The organism is Algoriphagus antarcticus (assembly GCF_002150685.1).
In the GTDB taxonomy this organism is placed as follows: Bacteria; Bacteroidota; Bacteroidia; order Cytophagales; family Cyclobacteriaceae; genus Algoriphagus; species Algoriphagus antarcticus.
In genome coordinates this window covers 51,328-68,644 of sequence record NZ_MSSW01000045.1, presented here as the reverse complement: position 1 = coordinate 68,644, position 17,317 = coordinate 51,328, and the positions used below count along the sequence as shown (strand labels likewise).

The 17,317-nt window shown below is 39.9% G+C and carries 17 protein-coding genes; 8 read left to right on the top strand and 9 right to left on the bottom strand.

Features of this window, described 5'->3' with window-relative positions:
- Window positions 1-91 precede the first annotated feature (91 nt).
- Window positions 92-316, top strand: coding sequence for a hypothetical protein (locus BVH04_RS15205; RefSeq protein ID WP_140160601.1), 225 nt, complete (start codon window positions 92-94; stop codon window positions 314-316).
- A gap of 86 nt (window positions 317-402) precedes the next feature.
- Here the strand turns inward: BVH04_RS15205 and BVH04_RS15200 are convergent, their stop codons facing one another.
- Both BVH04_RS15200 and BVH04_RS15195 read right to left on the bottom strand, forming a co-directional pair.
- Window positions 403-1,680: a type IX secretion system plug protein gene (locus tag BVH04_RS15200; protein ID WP_086542320.1), complete on the bottom strand. Its 1,278-nt coding sequence runs from the start codon at window positions 1,678-1,680 to the stop codon at window positions 403-405.
- Between the two features lie 40 nt (window positions 1,681-1,720).
- Window positions 1,721-3,652, bottom strand: a complete 1,932-nt coding sequence (locus tag BVH04_RS15195; protein ID WP_086542319.1) for an ABC-F family ATP-binding cassette domain-containing protein — start codon at window positions 3,650-3,652, stop codon at window positions 1,721-1,723.
- A gap of 93 nt (window positions 3,653-3,745) precedes the next feature.
- On the opposite strand from BVH04_RS15195, the gene BVH04_RS15190 reads away from it, so the two are divergent.
- Entirely contained in the window at window positions 3,746-4,945 is a 1,200-nt protein-coding gene (locus tag BVH04_RS15190) for a PQQ-dependent sugar dehydrogenase (protein ID WP_086542367.1), read from the top strand.
- A 428-nt stretch (window positions 4,946-5,373) separates the two neighbouring features.
- Here the strand turns inward: BVH04_RS15190 and BVH04_RS15185 are convergent, their stop codons facing one another.
- The 6 genes from BVH04_RS15185 to BVH04_RS15160 form a co-directional block, all read right to left on the bottom strand.
- Window positions 5,374-5,775, bottom strand: a complete 402-nt coding sequence (locus tag BVH04_RS15185; RefSeq protein ID WP_086542318.1) for a helix-turn-helix domain-containing protein — start codon at window positions 5,773-5,775, stop codon at window positions 5,374-5,376.
- Between the two features lie 64 nt (window positions 5,776-5,839).
- Complete coding sequence (locus tag BVH04_RS15180; protein ID WP_086542366.1) at window positions 5,840-6,025, bottom strand: type II toxin-antitoxin system HicA family toxin; 186 nt, start codon at window positions 6,023-6,025, stop codon at window positions 5,840-5,842.
- 249 nt (window positions 6,026-6,274) lie between these two features.
- Window positions 6,275-7,594, bottom strand: coding sequence for an ABC1 kinase family protein (locus tag BVH04_RS15175; RefSeq protein ID WP_086542317.1), 1,320 nt, complete (start codon window positions 7,592-7,594; stop codon window positions 6,275-6,277).
- A 3-nt stretch (window positions 7,595-7,597) separates the two neighbouring features.
- On the bottom strand, window positions 7,598-8,263 hold the full coding sequence (locus BVH04_RS15170; protein WP_086542316.1) for a TetR family transcriptional regulator C-terminal domain-containing protein: 666 nt from the start codon (window positions 8,261-8,263) through the stop codon (window positions 7,598-7,600).
- Window positions 8,264-8,737: 474 nt separating this feature from the next.
- Window positions 8,738-9,280 (bottom strand): ATP-dependent protease subunit HslV, encoded by a 543-nt coding sequence (hslV, locus tag BVH04_RS15165; protein WP_086542315.1) that lies wholly within the window; start codon window positions 9,278-9,280, stop codon window positions 8,738-8,740.
- Window positions 9,281-9,424: 144 nt separating this feature from the next.
- Window positions 9,425-11,119, bottom strand: coding sequence for a pyruvate dehydrogenase complex dihydrolipoamide acetyltransferase (locus tag BVH04_RS15160; RefSeq protein WP_086542314.1), 1,695 nt, complete (start codon window positions 11,117-11,119; stop codon window positions 9,425-9,427).
- 121 nt (window positions 11,120-11,240) lie between these two features.
- Here BVH04_RS15160 and BVH04_RS15155 point away from each other — a divergent pair, with 121 nt between their 5' ends.
- From BVH04_RS15155 to BVH04_RS25185, 6 genes are all read left to right on the top strand, one after another.
- Window positions 11,241-12,200: a YheT family hydrolase gene (locus BVH04_RS15155; RefSeq protein ID WP_086542313.1), complete on the top strand. Its 960-nt coding sequence runs from the start codon at window positions 11,241-11,243 to the stop codon at window positions 12,198-12,200.
- 28 nt (window positions 12,201-12,228) lie between these two features.
- Window positions 12,229-12,927, top strand: a complete 699-nt coding sequence (locus tag BVH04_RS15150; protein ID WP_086542312.1) for an SOS response-associated peptidase — start codon at window positions 12,229-12,231, stop codon at window positions 12,925-12,927.
- An 84-nt stretch (window positions 12,928-13,011) separates the two neighbouring features.
- Window positions 13,012-14,010 carry a 3-oxoacyl-ACP synthase III family protein gene (locus BVH04_RS15145; RefSeq protein WP_086542365.1) on the top strand — a complete coding sequence of 333 codons (999 nt, stop codon included), beginning with the start codon at window positions 13,012-13,014 and terminating at the stop codon, window positions 14,008-14,010.
- Window positions 14,011-14,577, top strand: coding sequence for a hypothetical protein (locus tag BVH04_RS15140; RefSeq protein WP_086542311.1), 567 nt, complete (start codon window positions 14,011-14,013; stop codon window positions 14,575-14,577).
- Window positions 14,578-14,688: 111 nt separating this feature from the next.
- The gene (locus BVH04_RS15135) at window positions 14,689-16,257 is read left to right on the top strand and encodes a toxin-antitoxin system YwqK family antitoxin (protein WP_086542310.1); all 1,569 of its coding nucleotides are present in this window, start codon (window positions 14,689-14,691) and stop codon (window positions 16,255-16,257) included.
- A gap of 45 nt (window positions 16,258-16,302) precedes the next feature.
- Complete coding sequence (locus tag BVH04_RS25185; protein WP_116116491.1) at window positions 16,303-16,464, top strand: Lacal_2735 family protein; 162 nt, start codon at window positions 16,303-16,305, stop codon at window positions 16,462-16,464.
- Window positions 16,465-16,655: 191 nt separating this feature from the next.
- Here BVH04_RS25185 and BVH04_RS15130 read toward each other — a convergent pair whose 3' ends face one another.
- Window positions 16,656-17,177 carry a cupin domain-containing protein gene (locus tag BVH04_RS15130; protein WP_086542309.1) on the bottom strand — a complete coding sequence of 174 codons (522 nt, stop codon included), beginning with the start codon at window positions 17,175-17,177 and terminating at the stop codon, window positions 16,656-16,658.
- Window positions 17,178-17,317 lie beyond the last annotated feature (140 nt).

Below are 17,317 nucleotides of genomic sequence, written 5' to 3'. Positions count from 1 at the left end.
CCTAAATCTTAGAATGAGGCTTATTCTAAGATTTAGGCTATTTTAATTCCAGAAAATCGGATATACATATTGTCCAAAAATGCCAATCCACATGGGTTGGCTTTTTACATACTTTTTTCAGCCAGAAATAACCACGGAAGCTATTGCAAAGGAAAATATACGCCAGGCTGAAACTCAGCCTTCCACAGGGCATGAAGTCGAAGCCTTCTATTTGCAGACCATCTTCACCTCATTTGGTTCTAGTTTCTTCGGATTAAAACTTAAGCCAATAGTTTCTATACTGAAGTCTGTCACTTATTTATTAAAACTGATCTAAGTGATTGACTGATGACTATTTACCACATTTTACCTCTTACCGTAAATCTGCTGATTTTTCACTTTCAGCCTAATAAATAAGAGTTTCTAAAGCCTTCGTCGGTTGGGATGCAAGTAAATGTACCCCACAAGCTGATCATACCGTGAGCCTAAATTCCGGAAATAAACCAGCACCTCGTATTCATTCTCAGTTTCAAAATAACTTCCTTCAAAAGACTGAGGCTCGAATTCTTCCTCCACCAAATGGGCGTATTTATAATCATACCAACCTTGTTTCAATAAAAGCGATGAAGTGTAAACTCCCATTTTTGGATCCCATTCCATCTTTGCTTCCGGAGCCTTTCCCCAATTAGTTAAAGAACCAAACAAATACACAGGATTGGAGCTTTGCTCTATTGCCAATCTAAAAGTCATCAGCATATATTCACTTTCCACATCAGGATCTGCACCCGGTCTATCCTTAGTTTCAATCAGGTATTGCCCATTCAGATCCAAGTATTGCGAGTATGCCGTTTCAGGTCTTGGCTTATCAATAATCCCATCAGCAAAAATCGCATCTGTCTCTACTCGAATATCTGCTACATTCACGCCATTTGCTCTGATGAATCGCAAGTCAACAAAACGAAATTCATTGCCCGCATCGAAGGTATTTCCGCCGTCAAATGATTCATACCGGAGTATCTTCGAACTTACGTTCATAAACGTAGGCTTAGTTAAATACTTTGCATTGTCCCAGCGTTGATTTTGACGCATAACTATTTTGATCTGCCCCTCAGGATTGGTCACCTCACCTGCTGAATAATTAACTACCACATTTATTTGTTGGGAATTTCTCCGATCTGCAGTCTGAGTAGGAGGAACTATCGATGCTCCAACTGTAAAAATCTCCTCATAAACCATAAATCGCTTGGTCAGAATCACATCTGATTCATCTCGCTGGCTATACACTTTTAGAAGGTAATTTCCAGATTTGGTAACTCTCGGCAGTTCAAAGCGATAATGAATGTAGGGGATCCGTGTATTGATAGAATATCCATAATCCTGAATATTAAACTCATTGAAAGTAGGCAAGTAATCATTGTACTTGAGTTGAGATTTTTGCCAATCAGCATCACAGTGAATCAGCTTAGCGGAATATAATTGTGGATCAAAAGCCAGATCGTCAAACAACAGCACTAACGGTTTACCTGATCGCAGTGAGATTACAGGAGCATCTAAGGAAGCATCGAAAGTGTTTCCTGCAGGGAATAAGCGCACAGACTGTATATGATCTTTGTACACTTTATCTTCCAGTTGCTGCGCAAAAACCTGGAAAATAGCGGTGCTACTCAGCAAAAAACTAATTAAAATGAATTTGGTCTTCATTCTGAAAAATAGGCAAAATGAAGACCAAATCTAAAATTTTCTAGGAAAGTACCTCTTGTAGATTTGAAATTTTGTCTACCAAATCTTCCCATTGCTCATTTGAGTCCATAAGCTTGGCTTGAAGTCCCTGATAGTTTTCCTGAATTTCCTGAGCTTCTTCTTCACGCGAATACAATTCCGGATCGGCCATTTTCCGCTCCAAACCCAACTTCTTCTCTTCCAGCTTCTCCACTTCCTTCTCTACCCGCTCCAGCTCTTCTTCGAGTTTACGCAGATCCTTTTTTGCCTGCTGCACTTCAGGATTATTCACCTGAACTTTAGGTTTTTGCTGCTCTTTTTTCTCTGCTTTTGTAGCCGTCACCACAGGAGCTACTGCTACCTGATTCTCTCGCCAAGCCTCATATTCCGCATAGGTTCCAAGGTATTCTTTGATCTCATGATTCTCGATATACCAGATTTTATTGGCCACACCTCGGATGAAATGTCTATCGTGAGATACCGTCACAAATGTCCCTTCATATTGCTGAAGTGCCTGGATCAAAATATTAACCGACTGGAAATCCAGGTGGTTAGTAGGCTCATCGAGAAGCAGAAAGTTAGATTCTGAGATCAACGTTTTTGCCAAAGCAACCCTGGATTTCTCCCCTCCAGACAGCACTTTGATCTTTTTGAAAACTTCCTCATTAGTAAATAAGAAGCATCCTAATACCCCTCGAAGCTCCATCTCAGATTTTGCACTGCCGGCCTGAGCCATTTCTTGAATGATCTCATTGTCAAGTGTCAAAGCTTCCAGCTGATGCTGCGCAAAGAATGATTTGTTGACGTTATAGCCTTCCGTTCTTCCCGATATATGTTTTTCTGAACCATCGATGATTCTGAGCAAAGTAGATTTACCTTTTCCATTTGCTCCAATCAAAGCAATTTTGTCACCTCTTTCGATCCGGGCTGTGGTATTTTTCAAGATGACATTATCTCCATAAGCCTTAGAGATGTTGTCAAGGGTGATCACATCACGGCCAGACTGCTTTGTGAATTTGAATTTGAAATTCACAGACACCTCATCACTTACCACCTCGTGTACGCGATCTAATCTGTCCAACGCTTTGATCCTAGACTGAACCTGATTAGACTTGGTAGCTTTTGCACGAAATCGCTCGATGAATTTCTCTGTCTGTTTGATCATCTGCTGCTGATTCTCAAAAGCATTCTGCTGGATCTCCATCCGCTCTACCTTCTCTTCCTTGTAAAAAGAATAATTACCAGAATAAAGTGTCAGCGTATTACTGGCTACCTCCACGGTACTGCTAATGCAATTATCCAAAAAAGTCTGATCGTGAGAAACGACGATAACCGCTCCATCGTAGTTTTTCATGTAGTTCTCTACCCATTCGATAGAAGGAAGATCCAAGTGGTTGGTAGGCTCATCGAGCATCAGAAGTGAAGGCTTTTCAAGTAATAGCTTGGCGAGCATTACGCGCATTCTCCATCCTCCGGAAAAAGTACGAAGTGGTTTTTCCAAATCTGCGGATTTGAAACCAATTCCTTCCAGTACTTCTTCGGCTTTTGCTTTGATGGTATAGCCTTCATTTGCTTCAAATCTTTCCTGAAGAAATGCCAGTCTATTGATAATCTCCTCAGAATAATCAGTCTCCATCTTTTTCAATACTTCATCGATCTCATCCTGAAGTGCCAAAGTTTCCTTGAAAGCCGCCAAGGCCACATTCAAAATACTGTCGTCAGACTGAAAAGAAAGTAAATCCTGATTCAAAAATCCAATCGTACAATCCTTTGCCTTTTGGACTTCTCCAGAACTAGGCTGAAAGTCACCATTGATAATTTTCAATAAGGTGGACTTACCAGTACCGTTTTGACCTACAAGGCCAATCTTGTCTTTAGGCTTGATGTGTAAATTGGCGTTTTCATAAAGTGGACGCCCTCCGATGAAGTAAGAAAGGTTGCTAATTGATAACATTGCGCAAAATTAACCATTAACCCGTTCATAACCTTTTCAATCCCAAACATTCTGAATGTTTCTTAACTTACTATCCAAATGAAACTTCCAATTATGAACTATCTATCCAAAATCTCAGTCGCGCTAGGAATAGGAATCACATTAGTCACTTTCGGTTGCCAGCAAAACCAAAAAGCTGAAGCTCAAAGCGTTAAAACTCAAAATAGCGCTAACAAACAAAATATCAGCGGTGCTACCTCGGAAGTAAAACTCGACAAAATCAAGCTCCCTCCTAATTTCAAAATTGATGTGTGGGCGGCAGATATTCCCAATGCCCGAGAGATGGCAATTTCAGAAGATGGGATTGTTTTCGTAGGAAATCGTCAGGAAAATAAAGTATATGCGGTCATTGATGAAGATGGTGACGGAAAAGCTGACACCAAGTTTACGCTAGCCGATGACCTCCACATGCCAAATGGCGTTGCTTACAAAGACGGGGATCTTTATGTGGGTGAAGTAAGTAGGATCATCAGATTCAAAGACATTAAAAACAATCTGAACAATCCTAAATATGAGGTTGTCTATGACGGTTATCCTACAGAAACGCATCATGGCTGGAAATTCATAGCCTTTGGGCCTGATGGAAAGTTGTATGTACCAGTTGGGGCTCCTTGTAATATATGCGAGCCTGAGAAAGAGATTTTTGCTTCCATCACAAGATTGGATGTGGACTCACCAAACCCAACTCCAGAAATCTATGCAAAAGGGGTTAGAAACTCGGTAGGCTTCGATTGGGATCCTAAGACTGGCGATATGTGGTTTACAGACAATGGTCGAGATATGATGGGTGACGATGTGCCAAATTGTGAATTGAATCATATCACAGAAGCTGGTCAGCATTTCGGCTATCCATATTGGCATGAAGGAACGGTAAAAGATCCTGAGTTTGGCGATAAAGGTGGTCCTGCAAGTGATTATGTCGCTCCTGCTGCAAAACTGGGAGCGCACGTAGCCCCATTGGGAATGAGATTCTATGAAGGAAACATGTTCCCTACTGAATACAAAAATCAAGTGATCATTGCCAAGCATGGTTCATGGAACAGAAGCAAGAAATCTGGCTATGTACTAACATCGCTTAAAGTAGATGGCTCTAGTGCAACGGACGAAAAAGAATTCGCAACGGGATGGCTGGATGAGGAAGCACAAGAAGCTTGGGGTCGTCCTGTAGATGTGCAGGAATTGAAAGATGGAAGTCTATTGATTTCCGATGATATGGCTGGAGTGATCTATCGGGTGACTTATTCAGCAAAATAATTCATCAAAAAAGGGAAGCGTTTTGCTTCCCTTTTTTAATCTACTAACAAATCCACTTGAATATTATAAGCTTGATTCAGCTTTTTGTTGTGCTTTAAACCTAGCTTCCTCTTTCGATTCATTATTTCAGAAACTCTGCTAGGTGGACCTAATTCAGGAACGAGATCATTTTGCTTATGAATTTTCTCGGCTATATAGAAACTCAATACATCAAAAGTATCTAATTGGAAAATTTCGATTTTGTAAAATCATTCATTTAAGAGACAATATCTTGCTAAAGTTTATAGGATCGAAAATTCAAAGACACATTGAATTCTGGTTTACTTCGGTCTTCGGTCTTCCAACCCATTGATTTTCTACTGGCAAGTTTCCGTATAATCACCTAGAATAATATAGCAATCACACAAACTTAGGAGTAAAACCAATTCCTATTTAAACTCTACTTCTTTTAATTCATCTGCAAACTCTTTAAGATTCTTCTCAATTTTCTCTACTGTTTTTTTTCCAGGCTTTCTGTGACCCGTTGCATAGTGACTTAATTGCCCTTGATTTACGCCTGTGATCCTTTCTAAGCCTGATAGACTTAATATTTTGCTATAATAACTTAGAAATGAAGCTAAGTCATAAACAAAATCAAATTCACTTTCTGTAAAACTCTTATTTATTTTATTATAATATTGTTTCATCTCTATATAAGAATTTTTAAAGTCTTCTATAGCTTCATTAGAAGTATTACCTTCACCAATGATTCCATAGGGAAGAGAATTGTTCTCAATATATGCACCATAAGTGCCATCATCTCCTCTTTCGATATTTACTTTAGTTATCATATATTTTACGATTGAGATATTACGATTACTTATTTATATATATACAGACTACAAAGTAAGGCATTCAATTGACTCCCGCATCCTTCATAATTGATTTCAAGGTTCCTTTTTTTACTTCTTCACCCTTATGATGTGACAGCTGAAACTCCTTGCCAGTAATAGGACTGTACCACACTGGATGCTTTTTCCCGTCATACACCAAGTAGCATCCTTGCTTTTTTAATTTTCTTTCCAGTTCGGAGTACTTCATAGGCATTTGTTGCTATGTATCTCATGGTGTAATGATACGAAAATTAATATCAATTATTTTTCTTTTTTGATTTTTTAATTGACAAAAACTTAAAATTTCCATGGATTTAATCTATAGTTTTCCCGATTTTTCCAAACACTAAACTTTTACTCAAAATGATTTAAATATCGAAAATGCATTTAAGCTCAACTCAGCTTTGACTTTCCTCGGTTTGGAGTATTTGGGAGCTTTGGCAGGAAGGAAATGGAATCACTTCAACCAATCCGGCTTTGTCGTCACCACTTCCGCTTGGAGTTGATTAAGTAGATTGTACAATCCAAAATATGTTCTGTTTACATACAGGCCATGTCTGGAACCTCGAGCCTGTCTGGACTTTTTGAACATCTTATCATTGGAAATCCGATCTCCCAATTCGAAAATTCGCTGAAAGAAACTATCATCCGAGAAGTCAAATGTATCCACATGGAAAGGCTTGCCTAGCAAGGAAATCATTTCCCTAAAAACCGATTTGAAGTACTCTTGCTCGGTTGGTGTATCCTTGTCAGAGATAAATTCCAAGTCAAAGAAAATCTGATCAAGCTCATCATTTTTGATTTGAAGATCCTTTCTGATCAGTGCGAAATAGCCTTCATAAAAATCTTCTGGAATCACTTTCACACAACCAAAATCAATAATCCCCAACTGATCATTCTCCTGAATGATAAAATTTCCTGGATGCGGATCGGCATGAACTGTCTTCAGATTATGCACCTGATGATGGTAAAAATCCCAAAGTGCCTGTCCGATCTGATTTCTGGATTCCTGACTAGGACTGGTTTCAAGCCATTCTTTCATATGAACGCCCTCAATCCAATCCATCGTAATGATTCGATCAGCACTTAGCTCGTCGTAGTAAGCAGGGAATTTAAGGTTAGCTATATGGCTGCATTCTTCTGAGATCTCTCTAGATCGTCTCACCTCCAACACATAATCAGTTTCCTCCAGAAGCTTCTCCTCCACTTCTTCCATGTAGTGATCCAACTCCCGCTCGTTCATATTCAATAGGCGTAAAGCAAAAGGACGAACGAGCTTCAAATCCGAGCTGACAGAATCAGCTATGCCTGGATATTGAATCTTTACCGCGAGAGTTTTATCTCCTAGCGTGGCCTTATGGACCTGTCCGATAGAAGCAGCATTTACTGCAGATCTAGTGAATGTATCGAAGATTTGATCTGGAGTCTTACCGAAATATTTCTGGAAGGTCTTTAGCACCAAAGGGTAAGACAATGGCGGTGCAGAATACTGCGCCATGGTGAATTTGTCCTGATAGGCTCTTGGCAAAAGATTCTTGTCCATGGACATCATCTGAGCCACTTTGAGCGCAGAGCCTTTTAGCTGACTAAGTGAAGAGTAAATATCTGTTGCATTATTCTGGTGTAGCTCCTCTTTATCCATTCCTGGATTCACCATCTTTTTAGCGTAATGCTTCACGTAATTCCCTCCTACTTTTGCTCCTGTAGAGATGAACTTTGCGGCACGCTGAACTTTAGAAACAGGTATAGCCTGCTGCTCATTTAAGTGATCTATCATAGCTTATTTGGACTGATACATGAATTTTGCGAAGTCTAGAAATGAATCTAGCGCACTTTTTCCCATTAGGTCAAAACCCAGATTCACTGATTTTTCAATCGCAGCATCTGTCTTTTCAAATCTCGGCGATCTATCATCCAGCCAATACCTGAATACGAATCCTACCTGAACCCATAGTGCTTCATCGTATCGATCAGAAATAATAGGACGAGTCGCGATTTCCTCTGTCTCTTTACCTTCGAGAATTATTTCATTGGCAAATGCCTTAAACTTCTCTTTAAACTCCGCAGATTCCTTTGGCAGGGTGAGGAATGATTTTGATTTGATTTCATATAGACTCAGCAGATAAGATCTATTCTTTTTCAGTTCTTCTATCCAAGTAAATAGAAAGCTCAAAAATTTCTCTCGTGCAGAATACTCCTGAAAAACGCCTTGGGCTTCTATTTGAGCTAGGGTTTCTTCAAAAATTTCAACCAATATAGCTGATTTGATGGATTCAAAAGAGGTAAAGTAGGTATAGAAATCCTCCTCTTTCATTTTCAAATCCTTGGCAAATTTGAAGACAGATTTGGGTAAATCGCCATGCTCAAGCACATGATTTTTGAAGCCATCCAAAATATGCTTCCTGTAATCTTTCTTGGTAGTTTTCTTAACAGTGGTAGTTTCCATAACTTCTCATTTATTCAGTTGCTTAACAGCTAAGAGAGCAAACAGGTTTAGAAATACACAAAAAACATTCGTTAATTATGGGCTTTGCATACAGGAATGAAAATTCTATTCCGCTCTTTCAAAGCTCAAGTATCAATATTCTCTATAATTCCAGCCCTAATGAGCTAGGCTTTTTTTTATCGGACTTTCAGCCCTAATGAACTAAGTGATTTTCTAACTAGCTGCAGTCCCTCTTTAAACAGCTGTGCTTAAAAATGACCTGACCTAAAATCCCCATACCCCTGTGTAATTTGAAGTCCTCAAAAATAAACCTGATATCAAGGGGTAGTTTGTGTCGTCAATCTCAAAACTTCATCTAAAAGGCCTAAAGAAAATTGTAGCCTCTGCGAAATAATCCGTGTACACAACTGTTTATTTTTCCATAAAAAAACCGAAGTAATCAGCTCCGGTTTAGAAATATATTTATGGTAAGAATTAGCCTGTTACTTTCTCAATGACTAAGTTATGATTGGTATAGATACAGATATCGGCAGCGATATTAAGACTTTCCCTCACCATTTCTTCTGCTGTCATATGAGGCGCAAACTGCTTCATCGCTCGTGCTGCCGACTGTGCATACATACTACCAGATCCGATAGTTGCGATTCCCATATCAGGTTCGATCACATCACCATTCCCAGATATTATCAAGATATCATCCATATCAGCTACGATCATCATAGCTTCAAGCTTGGAAAGCATACGATCCGTTCTCCATTCTTTAGCTAATTCTACGGCTGAGCGCTTCATATTATTGCCAAAAGCGCCGAGTTTCTCTTCGAATTTATCTAAAAGTGTAAAGGCATCTGCAGTAGAACCTGCAAAACCAGTGACGATCTTGCCGCCCTGCAACACTCTCAATTTTTTAACGCTGCTCTTTGCTATGGTATTTCCTAAAGTCGCCTGGCCATCTGCTCCTATAATTACTTCTCCATTATGTCTGATCGCGACTACGGTTGTTGATTTTATTTTTGTCATGTGACTCGTATTCTCGTGTTGTTAATTAGTTGTTTGTTTTTGGTGAAAGAGTTTCTCCAATAACTGAGAATCACTTTACTAGCCAAAAGCGTACAAAAAGCAAAAAGTCCTGAAATCAGGACTTTTTGGCAGTTGATAATATTTCTAAACCAGTATTCTGACTGGATCTTCGAGTAAACTTTTCAGAGTAATCAAGAATGCAGATCCTACAGATCCATCTACTACTCTATGATCGCAAGACAAAGTCACCTTCATCAGGTTACCTATTTTCATCTCACCATCTTTCACGATTACAGTTTCCTTGATACCTCCTATTGCTAGGATACATGCATCTGGTGGGTTGATGATCGCAGTGAATTCATCGACTCCGAACATCCCCAAGTTAGAGATGGTGAAGGTATTTCCTTCCCAGTCCTTTGGCTGAAGTTCTTTTGTTTTTGCTTTTCCACCTAGACTTTTAGCCTGAGTAGAAATCTGAGAAAGTGAAAGGCTATCAGCAAATCTGATCACCGGAACCAAAAGTCCCTCATCCACTGCTACTGCCATACCGATATGGATATGGTCATTGTATCTGATTTTGTCGCCTAGCCAGCTTGAGTTTACTTTAGGATGCTGACGCAAAGCTGCTGCTGTAGCCTTAATCACCATATCGTTAAAAGAAATCTTCACCGGAGAGATTTCATTCATGCTTTTTCTAGCTTCGATCGCTTTGTCCATGTTGATCTCCATGGTCACATAGAAGTGTGGCGCGCCAAATTTACTTTCTGCAAGTCTCTTAGCTATCGCTTTTCTCATCTGAGAAACTTTCTCCTCTTTGAAGCTCTCCACTCCAACTGCTGGAGCTGCTGTACCAACGGCTGCACCACCTTGAGGAGCAGCGGCTGGAACAAAGTTCTCTACGTCTCTCTTGATCACTCGTCCACCGTCACCAGAACCACTTACCGTACGGATATCTATTCCTTTATCTTCAGCCATTTTCTTAGCCAAAGGAGATGCTTTCATTCTCTCTCCATCAGCGGTAGCCGCCGGAGCACTACTTTGCTGAGGAGCATCTGTAGTCTTAGGAGCTTCTTCTTTTTTAGCTTCTTCAGCTGGCTCAGGTTTAGATTCATCAGGTTTTTCGGAAGACTCAGATTTCTGGGCTTTCAAAAGCGTCTCAAAATCTGCTCCTTTTTCACCAATCACAGCGATCACTCCATCTACAGCTACACTGTCGCCAGCTTCCACTCCGATGTAAAGCAAGATACCGTCGTCATAAGACTCAAGTTCCATTGTCGCTTTATCAGTTTCCACTTCTGCGATAATTTCTCCCGCTTTCACATCATCCCCCACTTTCTTCAACCAAGATGCAATCGTTCCCTCTTGCATGGTATCAGACATTTTGGGCATAGTGATCACTGTAGCATTGATGTTTGACACATCAATCTTCTCCGCTGCACCTTTAGACTTTTCAGAATCAGCTTTTTTGTCTTCTCCTTTTGGAGCCTCTTCTTTATCCTCTTTCGCCGGAGCTTCTTCTGTATCTTCTTTTGCTGGAGCTTCTTCTTTGCTATCTGACTTTGGAGCATCGGCACCATCAAGTAGGTGCTGGTAATCCTCACCTTTCTCTCCGATCACCGCTATTACCCCGTTCACAGGTACAGCATCTTTTTCTTTTACTCCAATATATAACAGCACACCTTCATCGTAGGATTCAAGCTCCATGGTTGCTTTGTCGGTCTCTACTTCAGCCAGGATATCACCTGGTTTCACTGAATCTCCAACTTTTTTCAACCATGCAGCGATCACACCTTCTTCCATGGTGTCGCTCATTTTAGGCATTCTTATTATTTCGGCCATAGGTTATTCCGTGCTAATTCGTTTTTAAAGTGTCCAAAAATAGTTTTTATAATGGCTTTAATCAAATTTAAAACTAGTAATTTCCCCAAGCATTTCAGCCTACAAACCATATCTCTCTGATATGCCTTTATTAGAAAACAGCAATTACACCAGACCCAAGTGGCTGTTTAACGGACACTTAGAGACAATTTACCCTTCACTTTTTCGAAAAGTTTCGGTTCCTAGCCCCATCAAAGAAAGAATATCCACAACGGATGGAGACTTTCTAGATCTGGATTGGTATCGGCAAAACAAATCAAAATTAGTCATTATCAGTCATGGACTTGAAGGTAACAGCACCAGAGCTTACATGCTAGGAATGGTAAATGCTTTTCTGAAACAGGACTATGATGTGCTCACTTGGAACTTTCGGAGCTGCAGTGATGAGATGAATAAGCAGGTGATCTTCTATCATTCGGGCGCTACTTATGATTTGGATCTGGTGGTGAATCACGCATACGATAACTATGAAGAAATAAATCTGGTAGGCTTTAGCTTAGGAGGAAATCTGACTTTAAAATACCTTGGGGAAAAAGGAGATGGGAATTCAAAACTTCATCGAGGCGTAGGAATATCTGTCCCATTGCACTTGGGGAGTTCTTCCCAAAAAATTTCTGAAACAGAAAACACCTTGTATTCCAAGCGTTTTTTGCGAAGCCTAAAAGAGAAAGTAATAGAAAAATCTGGCGCACATCCGGGTCAAATCCCCGTGGAAACGCTAAGAAACATTAAAACTTTGGCTGATTTTGATGATTTTTTTACCGGCCCACTGCATGGCTTTGCAGATGCAAAGGAATACTATGAAGTGAATTCCTCCTTATACTTTCTAGATCAGATCAAAGTCCCCACACTGGTCCTGAACGCACTGAATGACCCTTTTCTCAGTGAGCAATGCTTTCCTAAAACCCTGGCTAAATCTCTTGATAAAGTCTATTTAGAATTCCCAAAACATGGCGGTCACGTAGGGTTTTCTCCTGAAAACTCATCAAAATCATATTATTCGGAGCAAAGAGCAGTTGAATTTATAAGCGCTGTTATCTAACTTCCTGCCAATTACAGCGATATAAATTATGTGTGGACGATATTCCCTTAGCAAAAGTAAAGAAGAACTTGAAGAGAGATTTCAGGCTGAAATGCTCACCGATCTGAAACCGAGATACAATATCGCTCCCACCCAACTTGTGCCTGTGGTCACCTCGCAAAGTCCCAAAGGCTTTTCTTTCTTCTATTGGGGCATTACGCCTGAATTCGGGAAAAACAGACCTGTCGCCCAAAAACTTATCAACGCAAAAGCTGAAACCGTAAACGAGAAGATATCATTCAAAACTGCTTTCAGACAAAGGCGTTGCATCATCCCAGCGGATGGGTTTTATGAATGGAAGCGGCTTGGCAAAAAGACTTCCGTCCCTTACAGATTTACTCTGCGTGACGAAGAACTGTTTTCTTTTGCCGGAATCTGGGAAGAATACGAATCTGTAAACGGGGAGACTCAGCATACTTTTTTAATACTTACCACCACGCCCAATTCGGTAGTTTCCGAGATTCATGATAGAATGCCTGTAATTCTAGCTCGGGATGCAGAAAAAAAATGGCTCGACAATTACACTGAGGAAGAAGACCTTTTGAACTTGCTCAAACCTTATGCTGCTGATTCGATGTTGGGTTTTACTGTTTCCCCTTTAGTCAATTCCGTACAAAATGACAGCCCAGCCATTATTCGCAAGACATCTCCCATGGATCAACATGGGAATTATACACTCTTCGGTTAATTCTACCGCTGATCTTTCACCTTTTTGCTTGCTTAAATTGATCTAGCGATATTGGCAGTCAATTACATGATAACCCAAATTGACATGAAAAAATCCAGAATTCTAGGAGTTGGTCACTATGTCCCAGAGCGAATCGTGACTAATCGTGAGCTCTCTGAGATGATGAACACTAATAATGAGTGGATCGTCGAGAGAACTGGGATAGAGTCTAGACATTGGTTTACACCGGGACTAGACACGGTGACGAATATGTCTAAAAAAGCGGCTGAAATGGCTATGGAAAGAGCTGGCGTGAAGGCTTCCGAAATTGACTTCATTGTTTTCGCGACTAGCACACCCGATTATTTCATTCCGGGAAATGGTGTTTTGCTCCAGCGAGAATTTGGAATGGGCACTATTGCCGCATTAGATGTTCGGAATGCATGTTCTGGATTCATCTACGCGATATCAATAGCAGATCAGTTTATCAAAACTGGTATGTATAAAAAAATACTCGTGGTCGGTGCCGAGATTCAATCTTCAGCTTTGGACAAAAGCGACGAAGGGCGCTCTAGTTCTGTGATTTTTGCAGATGGTGCAGGTGCCGCAGTACTAAGTGCAGTAGAATCAGATCAGCCAGGGATTCTATCTACTCACCTTCATTCACAAGGTGAGTATGCAGAAGAATTGTATTGCAAAGATCCTGGAAGTAGCCGTGAGGTGAGAATTTCTCCTGAACTGATCGAGTCAGGTAGTTTCTTTTTGAAAATGAATGGAAATGCAGTTTTCAAGCATGCCATAGTGCGATTCAAGGAAGTGATCAAAGAAGCACTTGACGCAAACCACCTGGATCAATCCGCCATAGATTTACTTGTTCCGCATCAAGCTAATCTTCGGATCAGCCAATACATCCAGAAAGAATTAGGCCTTCCAGAAGAAAAGGTATTTAATAATATAATGACCATGGGAAACACTACAGCTGCTACGATTCCGATTGCACTAAGTGAAGCTTGGGAACAAGGAAAAATTAAAGAGGGAGATTTGATTTGCCTTGCTGCATTCGGCTCAGGATTCACTTGGGGTTCTGCTTTACTTCACTGGTAAATGAAAGAAAATCCCAACGATTTAGATCATGAACTTTGGCTTGACCAGGATATAATTCCGCGTCAGAATAGACTCAAAGCTAAATTTTGGGAGATTTTGGCAGAGGTAGCGAATTCAGTAGATTCTGAAATGCTAATAAAAATTCACGCTGAGAGTCGTGGAACTAAACTTTCGAAAGGGAATGATCTTTTGGGATATCCCTACCAAGTTTTGGATCTGATCCGGGATTTTGATGTTAATGATGGCTTGAATATCCGCGTATTAAACTGGTTTGGGCATGGGCTCTTTATCTTTATTCTGTTGGGTAAAAATCATCCCAACGCACCTTTTCAAAAATTGAATGAAAATAGTTGGTTATTTGACCATTCTCCCACGCCTTGGGAGTATCCAGAAATACTTCTCAATAATGCTTCTACAAAAACGCCCACAGCCGAGTTGCTCGAAGAATCAACATACTATCAATGGCATAAACTCGTTCCTGTCTCTGGAAATATACTAGCTATTAAGGCAGAGGTGTTGACTGAACTAAATAAATTGATATTCTTATTATCAGAAAAAATGGGATAAAGCTGGAATTAACTTATTTTTAAACAGGAATCAACTTGATTCGTACACTATTCAGATCTTCCTTTTGAAAGATTCAGATAACCCTCTGAATCCACTCGAAACAAAAACTATATGAAATATATTCTTATCGCATTAATTCTTCTAAGTACGCCACTGTTTGCCCAAGAAAGCATCGTGGTTCGCCAGTACAATTCAGATTCAACGCTGATGGCAACTGGGATTCTTACAGGTGCACTCAGAGAAGGTTTATGGAAATATTACAATCCCAAAACAAATACCCTTCTGACTGAAGGCATATTCAAAAATGGAGCACGGGATGGCATTTGGAGTAGTTTTTATCCTGATGGAAAAAGAAAAGTAGTGGCGGAATATAAGGACGGGACTCTTTTTGGCACCTCTAGATTATATGATGCTGATGGTGCTTTGAAGAAAGAAATGATATTTCAGGATTCTGTCATTTTAGGCAAATACGTAGAATATTTCGGTAGAACTGGGGTGCCAGAATACATTGATGCAACTCAGGTGTCCTTGGAAGGCCAGTATGAAAACGGCAAAAAGACCGGTCAATGGGTGCAATATTATGACTTTGGAGAAGTTGCTGTAAGAGAATTTTATGTCAAAGGCCTCAGGGAAGGTCCTTTTCTAGAATACGATCAAGAGGGGATATTGATTACTGAGGGATTGTATAAAGAAGGCGAACTGGATGGTGCTTTTAAAAGACTAACCTATCCAAATCTCGTGGTAGAAGAAGGAAATTACAAAGACGGTAAAAAAATAGGTGAATGGACACGCTACTTCACAGGCACCAAATCCAAAGAGTCAGAAGAATTTTATGACGAGAATGGCAACCGAATTGGAACCTGGAGGTATTTTTATGAAAATCAAAGACTGGCAAGAATAGAAAAATATGAGAATGGCATAGCAGTAGGCACTTGGGAAGAATTTTTTCCTAACAAGGCAGTAGCGAAGCGTAAAACATATGACCTAGGCGTTCCAGTTGGCGAATATGTAGAATACCACAATTCTGGCCAAGTGTCAGTGTCTGGCCAATATCAAAATGGCATGAAAACTGGAATTTGGAAAAATTACTTCCCAGATGGAGAAATCTATTCGATCGGGGAATATCGGAATGATCTCAAAACTGGTCTTTATAAATATTTCAACAAAATTGGAATACTGGTAGCTGAAGGAGAATACACTCTTGGGCTAGAAAACGGTCAGTGGGTTTACTATTACGATGGTGGACAACTGAAATCCGTAGGCAGTTACCAAATCGGATTCGAAAATGGAATTTGGGGGCTATTTTATGACAATAAACAGCTTACCCAAGAAGAATTTTGGGACAATGGCCGCTTAATGAATGTAAGTGATTATAAAACCTATGACGGAAGTGCAAATCTAGATAGGGGAACATTGAAAGATGGCGATGGAACCAGAATCACCTACTATGTCAATGGCAAGAAGGAATCAGAGGGAAATTATGTCTCAGGGAAAGCCGATGGCACTTGGCTTTTCTACCATGAAAACGGAAGAAAAGCATCTGAGGGACAAATGAAAGACGGAAGAAAAGAAGGACCTTGGAGATACTATAATCCAGCTGGAAGGTTAGAGGATTTGATCAATTATAGAAACGACGAGATTCAGGAAGAATCAGTTACCAGCCTACTTAATTTCAACTAATCCATAACAAATCTATTTTCACAGAGTTTCTTTAATAAAAACTATATGTTCGGATTATTCAATAAGAAATCAGAGAAGGAAAAGCTTCAAGAAGCCTATTCGAAAAAGCTGGCTGAAGTGCATAAAGCATCTCAGGTAAACAGAAAAGAAGCTGACCGACTGGCTGCCGAAGCTGAAGAGATAGCGAAAAAGATAGATTTACTGTAAAAAGCTCTCCATGGGAAGAGAGTTACTTTTTACACGCATAATTTTGAATTTCAAATAATTACATATACATTCAGTCACTCTTTCAGCTAGTCCTGTAGGATTTTTTTTAACTGAATAGTTTATTTAAGGGTGATTGAGCTACGGACGACAAATTTTAAGCTTTTTAGCTCGGGATAAACCCCGAGCTTTTTTTATTTCCTAGAGTAGTCGTCTTCTAATCTTACTATATCCTCCTCATTGGATGGATTCTCCGGATCCACATGCATCCATATTTCAGCTACAATCCCCCAGGTATCCAAGCCTACTAACCTGTGGCGTTCACCTTGCTTTAAGGAAACCGTTTTATTGAGCTCCATTTTCTCTAAATCTCCAAGTTCATCTGTTTCACTACGTACGATTCCAGATTCACCGTTGATAAGTTTCCAAAGTTCGGCTCTACGAAAGTGATACTGCCAAGAAAGTCTGTTACCTGGAGCTACCAATAAAAACTTTGGACTTAACTTTAGCTTCAGTTGCTCCTCCGAAAGATCAACATCCTCGAAAAACATAGCTCTAAATTCACGGATTTGGTTTTCTTCCAGAACAAAAAAACCTCCCCAAGGTCTCGTCTGATCTATTTTGGAAATTCTAAATCCTTTTACAGTCAAAAAGTCTTCAACTTTCTGAAACACGTCTTCTTTGCCAAGACCAGCATCAATCTCTATTAAATTCATATCTATTTGTCAAAATACATTTCCCAAAAATAATTAATTCATTCTAAAAATGAATTATTCAATGAAAATCTCACATTTGAAATCTTTTAGAGAAAACAACCCCTTACTATTTGAGGATTCTGTAATTTCGCCACAAATAA

What these genes read in the sequence shown, in the direction of transcription:
- BVH04_RS15205 (WP_140160601.1), top strand. Translation starts at nt 92, where the DNA reads ATGGGTTGGCTTTTTACATACTTTTTTCAGCCAGAAATAACCACGGAA.
- BVH04_RS15200 (WP_086542320.1), bottom strand. Translation starts at nt 1,680, where the DNA reads ATGAAGACCAAATTCATTTTAATTAGTTTTTTGCTGAGTAGCACCGCT.
- BVH04_RS15195 (WP_086542319.1), bottom strand. Translation starts at nt 3,652, where the DNA reads ATGTTATCAATTAGCAACCTTTCTTACTTCATCGGAGGGCGTCCACTT.
- BVH04_RS15190 (WP_086542367.1), top strand. Translation starts at nt 3,746, where the DNA reads ATGAACTATCTATCCAAAATCTCAGTCGCGCTAGGAATAGGAATCACA.
- BVH04_RS15185 (WP_086542318.1), bottom strand. Translation starts at nt 5,775, where the DNA reads ATGATAACTAAAGTAAATATCGAAAGAGGAGATGATGGCACTTATGGT.
- BVH04_RS15180 (WP_086542366.1), bottom strand. Translation starts at nt 6,025, where the DNA reads ATGAAGTACTCCGAACTGGAAAGAAAATTAAAAAAGCAAGGATGCTAC.
- BVH04_RS15175 (WP_086542317.1), bottom strand. Translation starts at nt 7,594, where the DNA reads ATGATAGATCACTTAAATGAGCAGCAGGCTATACCTGTTTCTAAAGTT.
- BVH04_RS15170 (WP_086542316.1), bottom strand. Translation starts at nt 8,263, where the DNA reads ATGGAAACTACCACTGTTAAGAAAACTACCAAGAAAGATTACAGGAAG.
- hslV (WP_086542315.1), bottom strand. Translation starts at nt 9,280, where the DNA reads ATGACAAAAATAAAATCAACAACCGTAGTCGCGATCAGACATAATGGA.
- BVH04_RS15160 (WP_086542314.1), bottom strand. Translation starts at nt 11,119, where the DNA reads ATGGCCGAAATAATAAGAATGCCTAAAATGAGCGACACCATGGAAGAA.
- BVH04_RS15155 (WP_086542313.1), top strand. Translation starts at nt 11,241, where the DNA reads ATGCCTTTATTAGAAAACAGCAATTACACCAGACCCAAGTGGCTGTTT.
- BVH04_RS15150 (WP_086542312.1), top strand. Translation starts at nt 12,229, where the DNA reads ATGTGTGGACGATATTCCCTTAGCAAAAGTAAAGAAGAACTTGAAGAG.
- BVH04_RS15145 (WP_086542365.1), top strand. Translation starts at nt 13,012, where the DNA reads ATGAAAAAATCCAGAATTCTAGGAGTTGGTCACTATGTCCCAGAGCGA.
- BVH04_RS15140 (WP_086542311.1), top strand. Translation starts at nt 14,011, where the DNA reads ATGAAAGAAAATCCCAACGATTTAGATCATGAACTTTGGCTTGACCAG.
- BVH04_RS15135 (WP_086542310.1), top strand. Translation starts at nt 14,689, where the DNA reads ATGAAATATATTCTTATCGCATTAATTCTTCTAAGTACGCCACTGTTT.
- BVH04_RS25185 (WP_116116491.1), top strand. Translation starts at nt 16,303, where the DNA reads ATGTTCGGATTATTCAATAAGAAATCAGAGAAGGAAAAGCTTCAAGAA.
- BVH04_RS15130 (WP_086542309.1), bottom strand. Translation starts at nt 17,177, where the DNA reads ATGAATTTAATAGAGATTGATGCTGGTCTTGGCAAAGAAGACGTGTTT.